This window comes from Sanguibacter suaedae (assembly GCF_016342785.1).
Taxonomy (GTDB): Bacteria; Actinomycetota; Actinomycetes; order Actinomycetales; family Cellulomonadaceae; genus Sanguibacter; species Sanguibacter suaedae.
On sequence record NZ_JAEINH010000006.1, the window covers coordinates 124,495 to 139,108 of the forward strand.

Genomic DNA, 14,614 nt, shown 5'->3' on the forward strand with positions numbered 1-14,614 from the left:
GTGCCTCACGTCTAGGGGGTTGGAAGCGCTCCCACGCCTCCGTACGCTCGGAAGCATAGCGGTTCTGGATCGCAGAGGACACGCCCGGGAGCACTTTCGTGGGAGCGCTCCTACAGATCGCCCCCAGCGGTTCCCCGCCCCACGCCGCGAGAACCCTCAGAGCTCCGGCGTGTAGGCCCGCTGAAGCTGCACCGGCGCGATCGTGCCGAGCCCCTGCACCTCCCGCGGCGCCCGCGCGGTGAGGGCGAAGCGCGCGTCCCCCGCGAGGAGCGCAGCGGTGGCGGGGTCGAGGAGCACGGTGCCCGGGTCGGCCTCGTCCGTGAGCCGGGCGGCGAGGTTCACCGACGGCCCGAAGACGTCCCCGAAGCGCGACAGGACCCTCCCCCACACCAGGCTCACCCGCACCGGCGGGACGTCCACCCCCGCCATGTCGCGCCCCTCGGTCGCCAGCCCGAGGGCGACCTCGGCACCGGCGTGGACGTCGTCCGCGATGAACAGCACCGCGTCGCCGATGGTCTTGACGACCCGTCCCCCGGCCGAGGTCACCACATCCCGGGCGCCCGCCTCGAAGTCCGACACGAAGTCCGAGAGCTCGGACGAGCGGAGGCTCGCCGTGCGCGTCGTGAACGAGACGATGTCCGCGAAACCGACCGCGCGCGGCAGCGGCAGCTCGCCGTGGCCGGAGTCGTCCACGGCTCTGGCGCCGGAGAACTCGACCGACCACCGGCCCGCGAGCGCGGCCAGCTGCCTGCGCCACGCGTGGACGAGCTGCGCCTCGAGGACGGGGGCGAGGCTCGGCAACCGGTCGAGGACCAGGAGCCGGGCGCTGGTGTCGTCGAGATCGTTGCGGAACGCCATGTGCTCGACGAGCGCCTCGGCCTGCCACAGTGCGAGACGCTCGGTCGTGTGACCGACCGAGCGCACGAGGGTCGTGAGCGACCTGCTCGAGAGGCCCTCCGCCTCGGCGAAGTCGGCGATCTCGCGGAGCGCCTGTGCGTCGTCCTCGGTGAACGTCTCCTCGTCGCTCCCTGTGACGGGGAGCCCGAGGGCCCGCCAGTAGCTCCGCAGGAAGTCCCGCCCGAGACCGGTCTGCTCGGCCATGCTCTCGAGGGAGTGGGCCCGAGGACCACCGAGGAGCGTCTCGTCGAGCTCGGCGGCGCCTCCGTCCGGACCCGGCTGGCTCGACGGGTCGACCTGCGTGGGGTCGGAGGCGCGGGGCACGTCGGTGGACACCCCGTCAGTTTAGGCGAAGGTGATGCACGTCACCGCTGTGCACGGTGTGCAGCTCCCCGGTCGCCGTCCGCACCTCGAGAGCACCGTCGGGAGCCAGGCCGCGCGCGGTCCCGTGCACGGCCCGGCCGTCCGACAGCTCGGCGCGCACGTGAGCCCCGATCGTGGCGCACGCCCCCGCGACGTCGTCCCGGAGACCTGCTGCGACGGCGTCACCGCCGGCCGCCGACCACCGGCCCGCGATCTCCGCGAAGGACTCCGCGAGCGCGGTGAGGAGGACCGTCCGGTCGGTGGTGGCAGCACCGACCATCGCGAGCGACGTGGCGCTCGGGACGGGCAGCTCGTCGGGGGTCTGCGTGACGTTGAGGCCGACGCCCACGACCGCGCCGCCGTCGGGCAGGAGCTCCGTGAGGATCCCGGCGACCTTGCGGTGGCCGCCCCACCCGGTCACGTCGGTCCCGTCACCGGGGACGAGGACGTCGTTGGGCCACTTCACGGCGGCCCGGACGCCCGCCGTGGACCGCAGGGCCGTCACTGCCGCGAGGCCGGCGAGGAGGGGGAGCCACGTCATGGTCTCGCGCGGGACCGAGGGCCGCACGAGCAGGGAGCAGGTGAGCGCCGACCCCGCGGGCGTCTCCCACGAGCGCCCCGACCTCCCCCTGCCTGCCACCTGGTGCTCGGCGACGAGGAGGGCGGGGGCCGGCCACGCCGCGGGGTCGGCGGCGACGGCCGCGACGAGCTCGGAGCTCGTGGACGGCGACGACGCCACGACCTCGAGCCGGCGCAGCGGGCCCGCGGGCCCGGCGAGGAGCTCCGAGAGGAGAGCGACGTCGAGCGGCGGACGGTCCGGGGTCTCCATCCCGTCATCATGCCGCAGGGACGACGGGACCGGCAGCCCCCGGGCGACCCGACCGCCGACCGCGTCTGTTGTAGGGATCCACCAACACCGGCGCGGCAGGCAGTCGTGGGGACCCAGATGATCCGTGGCCTCCCACCAACTAGGCTCGTCCCGTGACTGACGCCACCACCCGTCCCGAGGACACCGTCCCACCGTCCGCGCCCGTCGGCACGGCCGCGAAGCTCGCCGACCTCGCCCGGCGGCGCGCCGCCGCGGTCGACGAGCCCGAGGAGCGGGCCGTCGAGAAGCAGCACGCCCGGGGCAAGAAGACCGCGCGGGAGCGCATCGAGGCGCTCCTCGACCCGGGCAGCTTCGTCGAGATGGACGCCTTCGCCAAGCACCGCTCCGTGAACTTCGGGCTGGAGAAGAAGCGCATCGCCGGAGACGGCGTCGTCGTCGGGCACGGGACGGTCGACGGCCGCCAGGTGTGCATCTACTCGCAGGACTTCACGGTCTTCGGCGGGAGCCTCGGCGAGGTGCACGGCCAGAAGATCACCAAGGTCATGGACCTCGCGCTGCGGACGGGCGTGCCGCTCGTCGGGATCTCGGACGGGGGCGGCGCCCGGATCCAGGAGGGCGTGGCCGCGCTCACGCAGTTCGCGGAGATCTTCCGGCGCAACGTCGCCGCGTCCGGGGTGATCCCCCAGATCTCGCTCATCCTCGGCCCGTCGGCCGGTGGCGCGGTGTACTCCCCCGCCCTCACCGACTTCATCGTCATGGCGGACGGCACGTCGAACATGTTCATCACGGGCCCGGACGTCATCCGGGCCGTGACGGGCGAGGACGTCGGCTTCGAGGAGCTCGGCGGGGCGCTCACGCACAACGAGCGATCCGGTGTCGCGCACTACATGGGGGCGGACGAGGACGACGCGATCGACTACGTGCGCCACCTGCTCGCCTACCTGCCGCAGAACAACCTCGGGGACGCCCCCTCGTTCCCGGCCGAGCACGACCTCGAGGTCACGGACGAGGACCTCGAGCTCGACACGCTCGTCCCCGACTCGGACTCGCAGCCGTACGACATGCGGACCGTCATCGAGCACGTCGTCGACGACGGCGTCTTCCTCGAGGTCCAGCCGCTGTACGCCCGCAACGTCCTCGTCGGGTACGCGCACGTCGAGGGGCACTCCGTGGGGATCGTCGCCAACCAGCCTCTGTCCATGGCCGGGACCCTCGACATCAACGCCGCGGAGAAGGCCGCGCGCTTCGTGCGGACGTGCGACGCGTTCAACATCCCCGTCGTGACCCTCGTCGACGTCCCCGGGTTCCTGCCGGGCACGGACCAGGAGTGGAACGGCATCATCCGGCGCGGCGCCAAGCTCATCTACGCGTACGCGGAGGCCACCGTGCCCCTCGTCACGCTCATCACCCGCAAGGCGTACGGCGGCGCGTACATCGTCATGGGGTCCAAGCAGCTCGGGGCGGACGTCAACCTCGCCTGGCCCACCGCGCAGGTCGCGGTCATGGGTGCCGGCGGTGCCGTGAACATCCTCCAGCGCGGGGCGCTCAAGGCCGCCGCCGACGCGGGACTCGACGTCGACGCCGAGCGAAGGCGCCTCACCGACGAGTACGAGGACGCGATCGTCAACCCGTGGGACGCGGCCGAGCGCGGCTACGTGGACGCCGTCATCGCGCCGCACGAGACGCGCGCCCAGATCGTGCGGGCGCTGCGTGCGCTCCGGACCAAGCGGGCGTCGCTGCCCCCGAAGAAGCACGGGAACATCCCGCTGTGACCCCCGACGAACCGGGCCTGCACGGCGACGCCCACGGGCCGCGCGACGAGCACGACGAGGCGACGCACGGGGCGCAGCCCCTCACCGACGTGGACCCCGCGGACCTCCTCCGGGCGGTGGACGACCTCGCGGCGACGCTGCGCGAGTACGTCGGCACGGCCGTCGGCGTCAGGGCGGAGTTCGGGGCGCGCGAGGCGGACGAGGACCCCCGGGTCCTCGCTCTGGAGACGCGCGTCGCGACCCTCAACGCGGCCCTCTACGACCTGCTCCACGAGCGCCTCGGGCTGCACAGCGACCTCACGGGCCTCACGTGGGACGGCCACGCCGACGACGACGAGCAGGGCGCCACCGCGCCGGGCGAGGTCGAGGCCTTCCACCTCGGGTTCGCCGTCGGACCCGTCACCGGGACGTCCGACCTCTCGATGGACTCCGTGCTGGGCATCCTCGACGAGGGCGGCACGGAGATCGCGCGGCGGCTCATCGACAACGGCTTCGACGTCCCCGAGTGGGGCGCGGCACGCGGGGCTCCGGTGCTCTTCGAGGACGACGAGGACGGCTCGTGACGGGCCGCACGGACGCCGTGCAGGCCGCGGCGCAGGTGCGGGTGGTCCGGGGGACGCCCGACGACATCGAGGTCGCGGCGCTCGTCGCCGGGCTCGCGGCGGTCTCCTCGTCGGACGCGGACGAACGGACCGTCACCGGACCCGACACGTGGATCCGCCGCGCACGCGCGCCTCGCGGCACGCTCCCCACCGTCGGTGACGACGCCTGGCGCTGGAGCCTGCGCGGCTGACGACCTCGTCCCCTCGCGGCGGACCGGTCAGCCGAGGAGCCGGTCGCCGTACTTCACCACGATGAGCGCGAGGAGGCCGGCCACCCACAGGATCCCCGCGTAGAGGTCGTAGTCCTTGCGCACCCACCCCGCCAGGCGTTCCTGCGCCCCGCGCGGGAGGTAGAGGTTGTCCTCGCGGACGTTGTAGTGCAGGAGCGTGAGGAACACGAGCGACGTGGAGACGGTGATCAGCAGGCACCACGGGCACAGCGCGCCGATGACCCACATCGACTGGCTGAAGAGCCAGAGGGCGAAGACCAGGCCGAGCAGGTAGATCACCTGCGCGGTGAACATGAACCACCGGGGGAAACGGACCCCGGCGAGGGACGCGACCGCGATGGTGATGACCACCGGTTCCGTGATGAGGCCGAGGAACGCGTTGGGGAACCCGAAGAGGCTGGCCTGCCAGGACAGCGCCACCGAGCCGCAGTTGACGACGGCGCTGATGTTGCAGCTCAGCGCCGTCGACGGGTCCGCCGCGAGCTTCACCGCGTCGTAGGAGAGCACGAACGCGGCGATCAGGCTCAGCGTCGCGGAGAAGAGCATGGTCCCGAAGATCCACCGCGTGGAGTGCCGGAAGCCGGCCCACGGGTCGACGGTGAGGAGCGCCTCGATCTCGGCGTCGAGATCGTCGTCGAGATCGTCCGGTCCACGCTCGGCCGGGCCTGCCTCGGCGGGCCGGTCCCCGTGCGGGTCGTCAGGGGCGCCGCCCCTCGTCCTGTCCTGTGCCATCGGTGAGCGAGCCCCTCGGACCACGGCCCCGGAAGGGACCTGCGACGTAACTTCGGTCCTCCGATCCTCCCGCACCCCGCGGCGGGATCCCAAGGACCATCGTCCTCGGCCCGGCCGGCGCGCCCCTGCGCGCGGGCGAGCGCCTGACAGACCCCGCGCCCGACGGTAGCGTCGAGGCATGACGACCCACCCTGCCGGCGACGGCGCCGGTCACGCACGCGCTCGTTCGGCGCTCGACGACGTGGCGAACGCCTTCGTCCAGCGGTCCGCGGCTCTCGACCCCTTCGGTGCCACGGCGCTCGGGATACCCGGCCACGACCACCTCGTCACCGACTACTCGCCGGCAGCCGTCGACGCCCGGGCGGAGCTGTCCAGGACCACCCTGGACGAGATCTCGCGGACCTCTCCGGTCGACGCCGTGGACGAGGTGACGCTCGCCGCCATGCGCGAGCGCCTGGGGCTGGACCTCGAGCTGCACGCCGCGGGCGAGGTCCACTCGTCGCTCAACGTCATCGCCTCGCCTCTCCAGGGGATGAGGGACGTCCTCGACATCGCGCCCCAGGGCACGTCCGAGCACTGGGAGGCCATCGCGGCCCGGCTCTCCGCCCTCCCGCAGGCGATCGAGGGATACGTCGAGTCGTTGCGGTGGTCCGCCGGTCGAGGGCGGGTGGCCGCCCTGCTCCAGGTCACCGAGTGCGCGGCACAGGCCGACGAGCTCGCCGACCCTGCGACGTCGTTCTTCACGGAGTTCGTCCACGGGCCCGCCGCGGCGGCGGCGCTCGACGACTCGTCGGCCTGCGCCGCGGTGCGCAAGGAGCTGGAGCACGGCGCCCGGGCGGCGAGCGAGGCGTACGGGACGCTCGCCAGGTTCCTGCGCGAGGAGCTCGCTCCCCTCGCCCCGCTGGACGACGCCGTCGGACGCGACCGGTACGCGCTGGCGTCCCGCTACTTCCTCGGGGCGACCGTGGACCTCGACGAGACGTACGAGTGGGGGCTCGAGGAGCTCGCGCGGGTCGTCGAGGAGCAGACGGCGGTGGCGGCCCAGGTCGCCGGGCGCGGCGCGACGGTCGCCGAGGCCGTCGAGCGGCTCGACGCCGACCCGTCGCGCACCCTCCACGGGACCGAGGAGCTCCGCAGGTGGATGCAGGAGACCTCGGACGACGCGGTGCGCTCCTTGAACGGCGTTCACTTCGACATCCCGGACCCGGTCCTCGACCTCGAGTGCCGCATCGCTCCCACCCAGACCGGGGGCATCTACTACACCCCGCCCTCGGACGACTTCTCCCGCCCGGGCCGCATGTGGTGGTCCGTGCCCGCCGAGGTCACCGAGTTCAGCACGTGGCGCGAGAAGACGACCGTCTTCCACGAGGGCGTCCCCGGGCACCACCTCCAGGCGGGCCAGGCCGTCCACGAGCGCGGGACGCTCAACGACTGGCGACGCCTCGCCTGCTGGGTCTCCGGCCACGGCGAGGGCTGGGCCCTCTACGCCGAGCGCCTCATGGCGGACCTCGGGTACCTCGACGACCCCGGCGACCGGCTCGGCATGCTCGACGCGCAGCGCATGCGCGCCGCGCGCGTGGTCCTCGACATCGGCGTCCACCTGCGCAAGCCCGCACCGGCAGACCTGGGCGGAGGCGTCTGGGACGCGGCCAAGGCGTGGGACTTCCTCAACGCCAACGTGAGCATGACCGGACCGTTCCTCCGCTTCGAGCTCAACCGCTACCTCGGGTGGCCGGGACAGGCCCCCTCCTACAAGGTGGGGCAGCGCCTCTGGGAGCAGACGCGCGACGCCGCGCGCGAGTCGGCCGCGCGTGCCGGGCAGCCGTTCGACATCAAGCAGTTCCACGCCCGCGCCCTCGGGCTCGGCTCCGTGGGCCTCGACGTCCTCAAGGACGCCCTCACCTGACCGCGCGCCCCGTACTAGGCTTGCCGGTCGTGACCACGCTCCTGCTCGCCTCCGCGTCCCCCGCCCGTCTCGCGACCCTCCGTGCCGCCGGCGTCGCCCCCGTCGTCCGCGTGTCGGGTGTCGACGAGGACGCCGTGCTCGACGCGGCGCGCGCCCGCTTCGGGGCGCTCGAGCCCGCGGACGCCGTGCTCCTGCTCGCGCAGGCGAAGGCCGAGGACGTCGCCTCGGGGAACGGGCTCGACGAGGCGGACGTGGTCGTCGGTTGCGACTCGATGCTCGAGATCGACGGCGAGATCCACGGCAAGCCCCGCACCGCCGAGGTGGCGATCGCGCGGTGGCGCTCGATGCGCGGCCGCTCGGGTGTGCTGCACACCGGCCACTGGGTCGTGGACCTGCGCGACCCCGAGGAGGGCGGGACGGGCGGCACGCTCGGCGCGACGAGCTCCACGGTCGTCCACTTCGCGGACGTCACCGACGAGGAGATCGAGGCGTACGTCGCGACCGGCGAGCCGCTCGCCGTGGCCGGAGGCTTCACGGTCGACGGGCTGGGAGGGGCGTTCGTCACCGGGATCGAGGGCGACCACCACTCCGTCGTCGGGCTGAGCCTCCCCCTCCTCCGGGAGCTCCTCGACCGGGTCGACGTCCGCTGGACCGACCTCTGGACGACGCCCACGCCGTGAGCCGTCCGGGCGGCTCCCCTGTGCGACACCGCCAACACGGACGGGCTGAAGGGCGTTCCGGGGCGAGCATCGGATGCCCGCCATGGAGGATCCCTACAACTGGGCCCAGGGGCACTTGGGCGTCTCCCCAATCTTCACCCGGACCCGCCTGCCGACCGTGATCCAGCGCGTCCTCGCACGTTACGGTGAGCCGTGCCCCACATCTCCAAGGTCCTCATCGCCAACCGCGGCGAGATCGCCGTCCGCGTCGTCCGTGCCTGCGCCGACGCGTCGATCGCGTCCGTCGCCGTCTACGCGGACTCCGACCGCGAGGCTCTCCACGTCCGTCTCGCCGACGAGGCGTACGCCCTCGGAGGGTCCCGCGCCGCCGAGACCTACCTCGACATGGGCAAGCTCATCGACGTCGCCCGCAGGTCCGGCGCCGACGCCGTGCACCCCGGCTACGGGTTCCTCGCGGAGAACGCCGACTTCGCCCGCGCGGTCATCGCCGCAGGCCTCGTGTGGATCGGGCCACCGCCGTCCGCCATCGACTCCCTCGGGGACAAGGTGAGTGCGAGGCACATCGCCCAGCGTGCCGGCGCGCCCCTCGTCCCGGGGACCCCCGACCCCGTCGCCGACGTGAGCGAGGTCCACGCCTTCGCGGCCGAGCACGGGCTGCCCGTCGCCATCAAGGCGGCGTTCGGCGGCGGTGGGCGCGGCCTCAAGGTGGCCCGCACCGTCGACGAGATCGACGAGATGTTCGACTCCGCCGTCCGCGAGGCCACCGCGGCGTTCGGTCGCGGCGAGTGCTTCGTGGAGCGCTACCTGGACCGGCCGCGTCACGTCGAGACCCAGTGCCTCGCCGACGAGCACGGCACGGTCGTCGTCGTGTCCACCCGCGACTGCTCCCTGCAGCGCCGCCACCAGAAGCTCGTCGAGGAGGCGCCCGCCCCCTTCCTCACCGAGGCGCAGGTCGCCGAGCTCTACGCGTCCTCCGAGGCGATCCTCCGCGAGGCCGGTTACGTGGGCGCCGGGACGTGCGAGTTCCTCGTCGGGGTCGACGGCACCCTGTCGTTCCTCGAGGTCAACACCCGTCTGCAGGTGGAGCACCCCGTGAGCGAGGAGGTCACCGGCCTCGACCTCGTCCGCGAGCAGCTGCGCATCGCCTCCGGCGAGCCCCTCGGGTACTCGTCCGTGGAGGTCCGAGGCCACTCCATCGAGTTCCGCATCAACGGCGAGGACCCGGCTGCCGGGTTCCTCCCCGCCCCCGGCCGTGTCACCGGCCTGCGGCTGCCGACGGGGCCGGGCGTCCGCGTCGACTCCGGCGTCGTCGAGGGCGACACGGTGTCCGGGGCGTTCGACTCGCTCCTCGCCAAGGTGATCGTCACCGGTGCCACCCGCACGCAGGCCGTGGAACGTGCCCGTCGCGCCCTCAAGGAGCTCGAGGTGAGCGGCATCCCCACCGTGACGCCTTTCCACCGCGCAGTCCTCGACGCGGACGCCTTCGTCCCCGCCGACGGGACGCCGTTCCGGGTGCACACCCGCTGGATCGAGACCGAGTTCGTCGACGAGTGCGCCGCGCTCGCCCCGGCACCCGCACCCACGCAGCCCGACGACGCCGACGAGGCCCCCGGGACCGAGCGCGTCGTCGTCGAGGTGGGCGGCAAGCGGCTCGAGGTGGTCATCCCCTCGGGGCTCGGCATCGGCCGCGGCAGGCCCGCGGCCGCCCGGCGCCCGGCCCGCCGGGCGGGTACCCGCAGCGGCGCGACGAGCAGCAGCACGACGCTCGCGTCCCCCATGCAGGGCACCATCGTCAAGGTGGCCGTGGCGGACGGTGCGACGGTCGCCGAGGGCGACCTCGTGGTCGTCCTCGAGGCCATGAAGATGGAGCAGCCGCTCCTCGCCCACCGCGCCGGGACGGTCACCGGCCTCAGCGCCGCCGTCGGCGCGGGCGTGACGTCCGGCACGGCGATCTGCGAGATCGTCGACTGACGTTCCGGTCGCGGCCCCCGGCGAGCCTGTGAAAGGCTCTGCTGGTGGTGGACGACGCACGACCCGAAGGACGCACGCGCCAGCCCGGTGACGGGTGGGTCGACTGCGACTGCGGCTCACGGCACTGGGGCCTGCACGGCGCCGCGGGGCTGCTCCTCGCCCGGCGCGACGCCGCGGGAGGAGTGACGCACGTCGTCCTCCAGCACCGTGCGCTGTGGAGCGACCAGGGCGGGACGTGGGGCGTCCCCGGGGGTGCCGTCGGGCCCGACGAGAGCCCCGAGCAGGGCGCCCTGCGCGAGGCGCAGGAAGAGGCCGGCATCGACCCGGACGTCGTGCACGTCCGCGCCACGCACGTCCTCGACCACGGCTCGTGGCGGTACACGACCGTCCTCGCCGACGAGGCCCCCGGAGCGACGCTCGACGTCCGACCGACGGACCCCGAGAGCCTGGCGATCGCCTGGGTCCCGCTCGCGGACGTGGACCGACGCCCGCTCCTCCCGGCCTTCGCCGCGGCGTGGCCCGTGCTGCTCGACCGCCTCACGGAGCGCCCGGCACGGTAGCGTCACCCTCATGACGGCGACGACGGCACCTGGCCAGCGCGCGAGCGGACGCCCAGCAGCGACGCTCGTCGCGCTCCTCGCGGTCGTCACCACGATCACCGCGGAGATGATCCGGGCGAGCGGCCCCTTGATCGACCACGCGTTCACCACCGGCGTCGCCTCCGCGGCCGCCACCGCTCTCGTCACCTACGCCGCGCCCGGCGCGCTCGTCGCGGCCCTCGCGCTCGCCGTGCGCCGCCCCCCGGACGGCCGGACCCTCCTCGCCGCGGTCGCCGTCCTCGCCGCGGCACGCCTCCTCGTCCAGGTCCTCGACGGGTCCGCCCGTCACGGCGTCGGCCTCGTGACCGTCGCGATCTCCCTCACGGTCCTCACCCTCACCGCCGCCGCCGCGGCCCGCGTCTCGGGGCAGGCGGTCGCCACCGGCGTGGCGCTCGGCGTGCTCACCTCCGCGTCGATCAACCTCGCGCTCGGGACGTGGGACGCCGTGTGGCGCCACGGGCCCGCCGGGTGGGCCGTGACCCTCGCCACGTGCGGCGCCGTCGTCGTCCTCGCCGTGCGCTGCCGGGACCTGCCCTCCGCGGGCACGGTGCGCGGTCTGTGGATCGTCGGTCCGTACCTCTCGCTCGCCGTCATGGTCTTCGCCAACCCGGCCTTCGTCTCCTCCCAGTCGGGGCTGCCCCTGTGGGCCTCCGGCGTCGTGCTGCTCCTCGCAGGGGTCGTCGTCGCGGCTCTCCTCGCACGCCCCGCCGTCCGCGTCGACTCGCTCCCCCCGGTCGCCGACGTCGTCCTCGTGGTGGTCGGCGTCGGTGCCGCGGCCGTCGTGCTCCTCGCGCCCACCTGGCCACGGATCCCGACCGGCGCACTGTCCCTCGCGGTCGCCGGGTCCGCGGCGCTCCTCGCCCCCGTGAGCACCCAGCTCCTCGCCCAGGCGCTCACGCGCCCGGCGCACCCGCAGGGCTGGCCGCGGCTGGCGGGCGTCGCGTCAGCCCTCGGCCTCACCACCGCGCTGCCCCTCCTCGTGTACCAGCTCGACTACGACATCCCGCTCCCCTGGCCCAACGCCGCCGTCCCGGTCGTCGTCGCAGGCGTCCTCGCGCTCATGGGCCTGCGCGCCCGACGCCGCACCCGGTCGCTGCAGCACGAGATCACCGTCGACCTCGTGCCGCTCGGGCGACGTGCGCTCACGGCCCTCGTCGCCGTCCCGGCGACGCTCCTCGTGCTGGGCACCACGCTGCTCGTCGTCCCGGCAGGCCCCGGGCCCACGGACCGCCCTGCCGGGACGGTGCGGATGCTCAGCTGGAACGTCCACTACGGGGTGAGCGGCGACCCGGACGTCCCGCTCGACGAGATCGTCGACGTCGTCCGGGAGTCCGGGGCCGACGTGGTCGCTCTCCAGGAGGTCTCCCGCGGGTGGGTCATGGGGGGCGGCGTCGACATGGCGACGTACCTCTCCAGGCACCTCGGCATGCGATTCGTCTTCGTCCCGGCCGCCGACCACCAGTTCGGCAACGCCGTCCTGTGGCGCAGCACCATGGGTGCGGCGATCGACGTGCGGTCCACCGAGCTCCCGTACGGGATGGGCCCTCAGCGACGCTCCGCGATCTCCGTGGGCATCGACACGGGGGCCGGCGAGGTGCGCGTGACGTCGGTCCACCTGCAGCACCGCGCCCCCAACACGCCGACCCGCCTCGAGCAGATCCGGGCGCTGGTCGCCGCCGAGCCGGTCGTCGGGCCGTACGTCCTCGCCGGGACCCTCAACGCGGAACCCGGATGGCTCGAGACACGGCTGCTCTCCGACGAGGGGCTGACCAGCGCCGTCGACGTCGCCGGCGACCCGAGCTCGCTCACCCACCCCAGCCGGTCCCCCGACTCGCGCGTCGACTGGCTCTACGGCGCCGGGCTGCGGTTCGGCGACACCACCGTCCTCGACTCCACCGAGTCGGACCACCGCCCGATCGTGACGACCCTCACCGTCACCCCCTGAGGAGAGAACCGTGGACATCACACTTCCCGTGGACGAGGCTCTCGCCCTCGCCGCCGCGCGAGAGCCCCTGCCGCCGCTCGTCCGGTCCGTCCGTGCCGTCGGCTCCACGATCCACGCCGAGATCGACCTCCGCCTGATCCCGGACCCGCCCACCGCGCTGCGCTTCGCGGCCGCGGCCGTCGGCGTGGTCTCCGTGGCGGCACGGTTCACCGGCTACGCCGGAGGGGTCGCGACGTTCGAGATCTCCGCGCAGGCCCGCGCCATCCCGGCGCACAAGCTCCTCAACCACGTGACGGGCCCCGTGAACGCGGCGCTCGCCAGGAAGGGCCTTCCCGACGGGCTCGTCGAGGTGCGGCGAGGGACCGACGAGCCCGTGCTGGCGCTGCGCGTCCAGGAGGCGGTGACCTCACGCGTCGAGGGTGTCACGGTCACGGGGCTCGACGTCGTCGACGGCGCCCTGCGGGTGAGCGCCTCCGTCGGGCCCGTCACCCTCCGCTGACGCTCACGCGGCCGCGGGGCGTCCCGGCCCCAGGACGCCCCGTACGCGTCAGACGGCCCTGTGGTGACCCATGCGCGCCACCTCGGCGATCGAGCCGGAGAGTGACGGGTACACGGTGAACGCCTCCGCCACGTCGTCCACCGTGAGCCGGTGGGCCACCGCGAGGGTGATGGGGAAGATCAGCTCGCTCGCCCTGGGGGCCACGACCACGCCCCCGAGGACCACGCCCGCCTCCGGGTGCGCGAACATCTTCACGAAGCCCTCGTGGATGCCCAGCATCTTGGCCCGCGGGTTGCGGCTCAGCGGGAGGATGGTGGTCGAGTACTTCGAGTTCTGCTCCACGAGGGTCTTCTCGTTGTACCCGACGGTGGCGATCTCGGGAGCGGTGAAGATGTTCGCCGCGACCGTCCGGAGCTTGATGGGGGTCACGGCGTCACCGAGCGCGTGAGACATCGCGACGCGGCCCTGCATCGCCGCGACCGACGCGAGCGGGAAGACACCCGTGCAGTCGCCCGCGGCGTACACGCCCCGGGCGGTCGTGCGGGACACCTTGTCGACCTCCACGTGACCGGACGGCATCAGCCGCACGCCGGCCTCCTCGAGGCCGATGCCCCGGGTGTTGGGGATGGACCCGACGGCCATGAGCACGTGGCTGCCCTCGACGACCGTCCCGTCGGAGAGCGTCACCTCGACGTGGGCGTCGTCGCCCTCGCCCACGACCCGCGCGCCCTCCGCGCGGCTCCGGGACATCACCGTCATCCCACGCCCACGGAAGACGTCCTCGATGAGGTTCGCCGCGTCCGCGTCCTCGCCGGGGAGCACCCGGTCACGGCTCGACACGAGGACCACCTCGGACCCGAGGGCGTTGTACGCCCCGGCGAACTCCGCACCGGTGACCCCCGACCCGACGACCACGAGCTTCTCGGGGAGCGCCTTGAGGTCGTAGAGCTGCGTCCAGGTGAGGATCCGCTCCCCGTCCGGCTGCGCGTCGGGCAGCATCCGGGGCGTCGCCCCGGTGGCGACGAGCACGACGTCCGCGTCGAGGACCACGGGCCCCGAGCCGCCCTCCGGGTCGTCGACGACCACGCGCGAGGGGCCGTCGAGCCGACCGTCGCCGAGGACCACCTGGATGTCCTCGCGCTCGAGCCGCGCCCGGATGTCGTCCGACTGCGCGGCGGCGAGCGCCCGCACCCGCGCGTTCACAGCGGCGAGGTCGACGGTGAGCCCCTCGACGGTGCCGCCGTCGCTACCGGACACACGGATCCCGAGCTCGCCGGCGGACTCCCCGATGGTCATCCACTCGGCCGTGGCGATGAGGGTCTTGGACGGGACGACGTCGGTGAGGACGGCCGCTCCCCCGAGGCCCTGGCGCTCGACGACGGTGACGTGCGCCCCGAGACGCCGGGCGACGAGCGCCGCCTCGTACCCGCCGGGTCCGCCGCCGAGGACGACGATGCGGGTCTCCTGGAGGTCCTGCGTCTCGGTGGGGCGCGCCGGGCTGGGGACAGGGGGTGGGGTCTGGGTCGCAGTCACCCCACCAGTATCCCCGGCCACCCAGGGCTCGCGACAGCGCAGGAGGACCAGGACCG

General features: G+C 73.8%; 13 protein-coding genes. 9 read left to right on the forward strand and 4 right to left on the reverse strand.

Translation table 11 applies throughout. The features are described from left to right. Nucleotides 1-156: 156 nt before the first annotated feature. On the reverse strand, nt 157-1,233 hold the full coding sequence (locus JAV76_RS08975; protein WP_307844110.1) for an adenylate/guanylate cyclase domain-containing protein: 1,077 nt from the start codon (nt 1,231-1,233) through the stop codon (nt 157-159). A 4-nt stretch (nt 1,234-1,237) separates the two neighbouring features. Beyond that, complete coding sequence (locus tag JAV76_RS08980; protein WP_198733697.1) at nt 1,238-2,089, reverse strand: biotin--[acetyl-CoA-carboxylase] ligase; 852 nt, start codon at nt 2,087-2,089, stop codon at nt 1,238-1,240. A 152-nt stretch (nt 2,090-2,241) separates the two neighbouring features. On the opposite strand from JAV76_RS08980, the gene JAV76_RS08985 reads away from it, so the two are divergent. Genes JAV76_RS08985 through JAV76_RS14920 form a run of 3 tightly spaced genes read left to right on the forward strand, consistent with a single transcriptional unit; the run spans nt 2,242 to nt 4,654 of the window. Further along, nucleotides 2,242-3,861 carry an acyl-CoA carboxylase subunit beta gene (locus tag JAV76_RS08985; protein ID WP_198733698.1) on the forward strand — a complete coding sequence of 540 codons (1,620 nt, stop codon included), beginning with the start codon at nt 2,242-2,244 and terminating at the stop codon, nt 3,859-3,861. Then, entirely contained in the window at nt 3,858-4,424 is a 567-nt protein-coding gene (locus JAV76_RS08990) for an SPFH domain-containing protein (protein ID WP_307844111.1), read from the forward strand. The genes JAV76_RS08985 and JAV76_RS08990 overlap by 4 nt, the downstream gene beginning before the upstream one ends. Beyond that, a complete protein-coding gene (locus tag JAV76_RS14920) occupies nt 4,421-4,654 on the forward strand; it encodes an acyl-CoA carboxylase epsilon subunit (RefSeq protein WP_198733699.1) in 234 nt (77 codons plus the stop codon). The genes JAV76_RS08990 and JAV76_RS14920 overlap by 4 nt, the downstream gene beginning before the upstream one ends. Nucleotides 4,655-4,681: 27 nt before the next feature. Here the strand turns inward: JAV76_RS14920 and JAV76_RS09000 are convergent, their stop codons facing one another. Then, nucleotides 4,682-5,425, reverse strand: coding sequence for a vitamin K epoxide reductase family protein (locus JAV76_RS09000; RefSeq protein ID WP_198733700.1), 744 nt, complete (start codon nt 5,423-5,425; stop codon nt 4,682-4,684). Between the two features lie 178 nt (nt 5,426-5,603). On the opposite strand from JAV76_RS09000, the gene JAV76_RS09005 reads away from it, so the two are divergent. From JAV76_RS09005 to JAV76_RS09030, 6 genes are all read left to right on the forward strand, one after another. Beyond that, a complete protein-coding gene (locus JAV76_RS09005) occupies nt 5,604-7,331 on the forward strand; it encodes a DUF885 domain-containing protein (RefSeq protein ID WP_198733701.1) in 1,728 nt (575 codons plus the stop codon). A 29-nt stretch (nt 7,332-7,360) separates the two neighbouring features. Then, nucleotides 7,361-8,011 carry a Maf family protein gene (locus JAV76_RS09010; RefSeq protein ID WP_198733702.1) on the forward strand — a complete coding sequence of 217 codons (651 nt, stop codon included), beginning with the start codon at nt 7,361-7,363 and terminating at the stop codon, nt 8,009-8,011. Nucleotides 8,012-8,203: 192 nt separating this feature from the next. Further along, nucleotides 8,204-9,982, forward strand: a complete 1,779-nt coding sequence (locus JAV76_RS09015; protein ID WP_307844114.1) for an acetyl/propionyl/methylcrotonyl-CoA carboxylase subunit alpha — start codon at nt 8,204-8,206, stop codon at nt 9,980-9,982. 47 nt (nt 9,983-10,029) lie between these two features. Further along, complete coding sequence (locus JAV76_RS09020) at nt 10,030-10,542, forward strand: NUDIX hydrolase (protein WP_198733703.1); 513 nt, start codon at nt 10,030-10,032, stop codon at nt 10,540-10,542. A 10-nt stretch (nt 10,543-10,552) separates the two neighbouring features. After that, the gene (locus tag JAV76_RS09025; protein WP_198733704.1) at nt 10,553-12,526 is read left to right on the forward strand and encodes an endonuclease/exonuclease/phosphatase family protein; all 1,974 of its coding nucleotides are present in this window, start codon (nt 10,553-10,555) and stop codon (nt 12,524-12,526) included. A gap of 10 nt (nt 12,527-12,536) precedes the next feature. Beyond that, nucleotides 12,537-13,025 (forward strand): hypothetical protein, encoded by a 489-nt coding sequence (locus tag JAV76_RS09030; RefSeq protein ID WP_198733705.1) that lies wholly within the window; start codon nt 12,537-12,539, stop codon nt 13,023-13,025. A gap of 48 nt (nt 13,026-13,073) precedes the next feature. On the opposite strand, the gene JAV76_RS09035 is transcribed toward JAV76_RS09030, so the two are convergent. After that, the gene (locus JAV76_RS09035; protein ID WP_198733706.1) at nt 13,074-14,558 is read right to left on the reverse strand and encodes an NAD(P)H-quinone dehydrogenase; all 1,485 of its coding nucleotides are present in this window, start codon (nt 14,556-14,558) and stop codon (nt 13,074-13,076) included. Nucleotides 14,559-14,614: the final 56 nt, after the last annotated feature.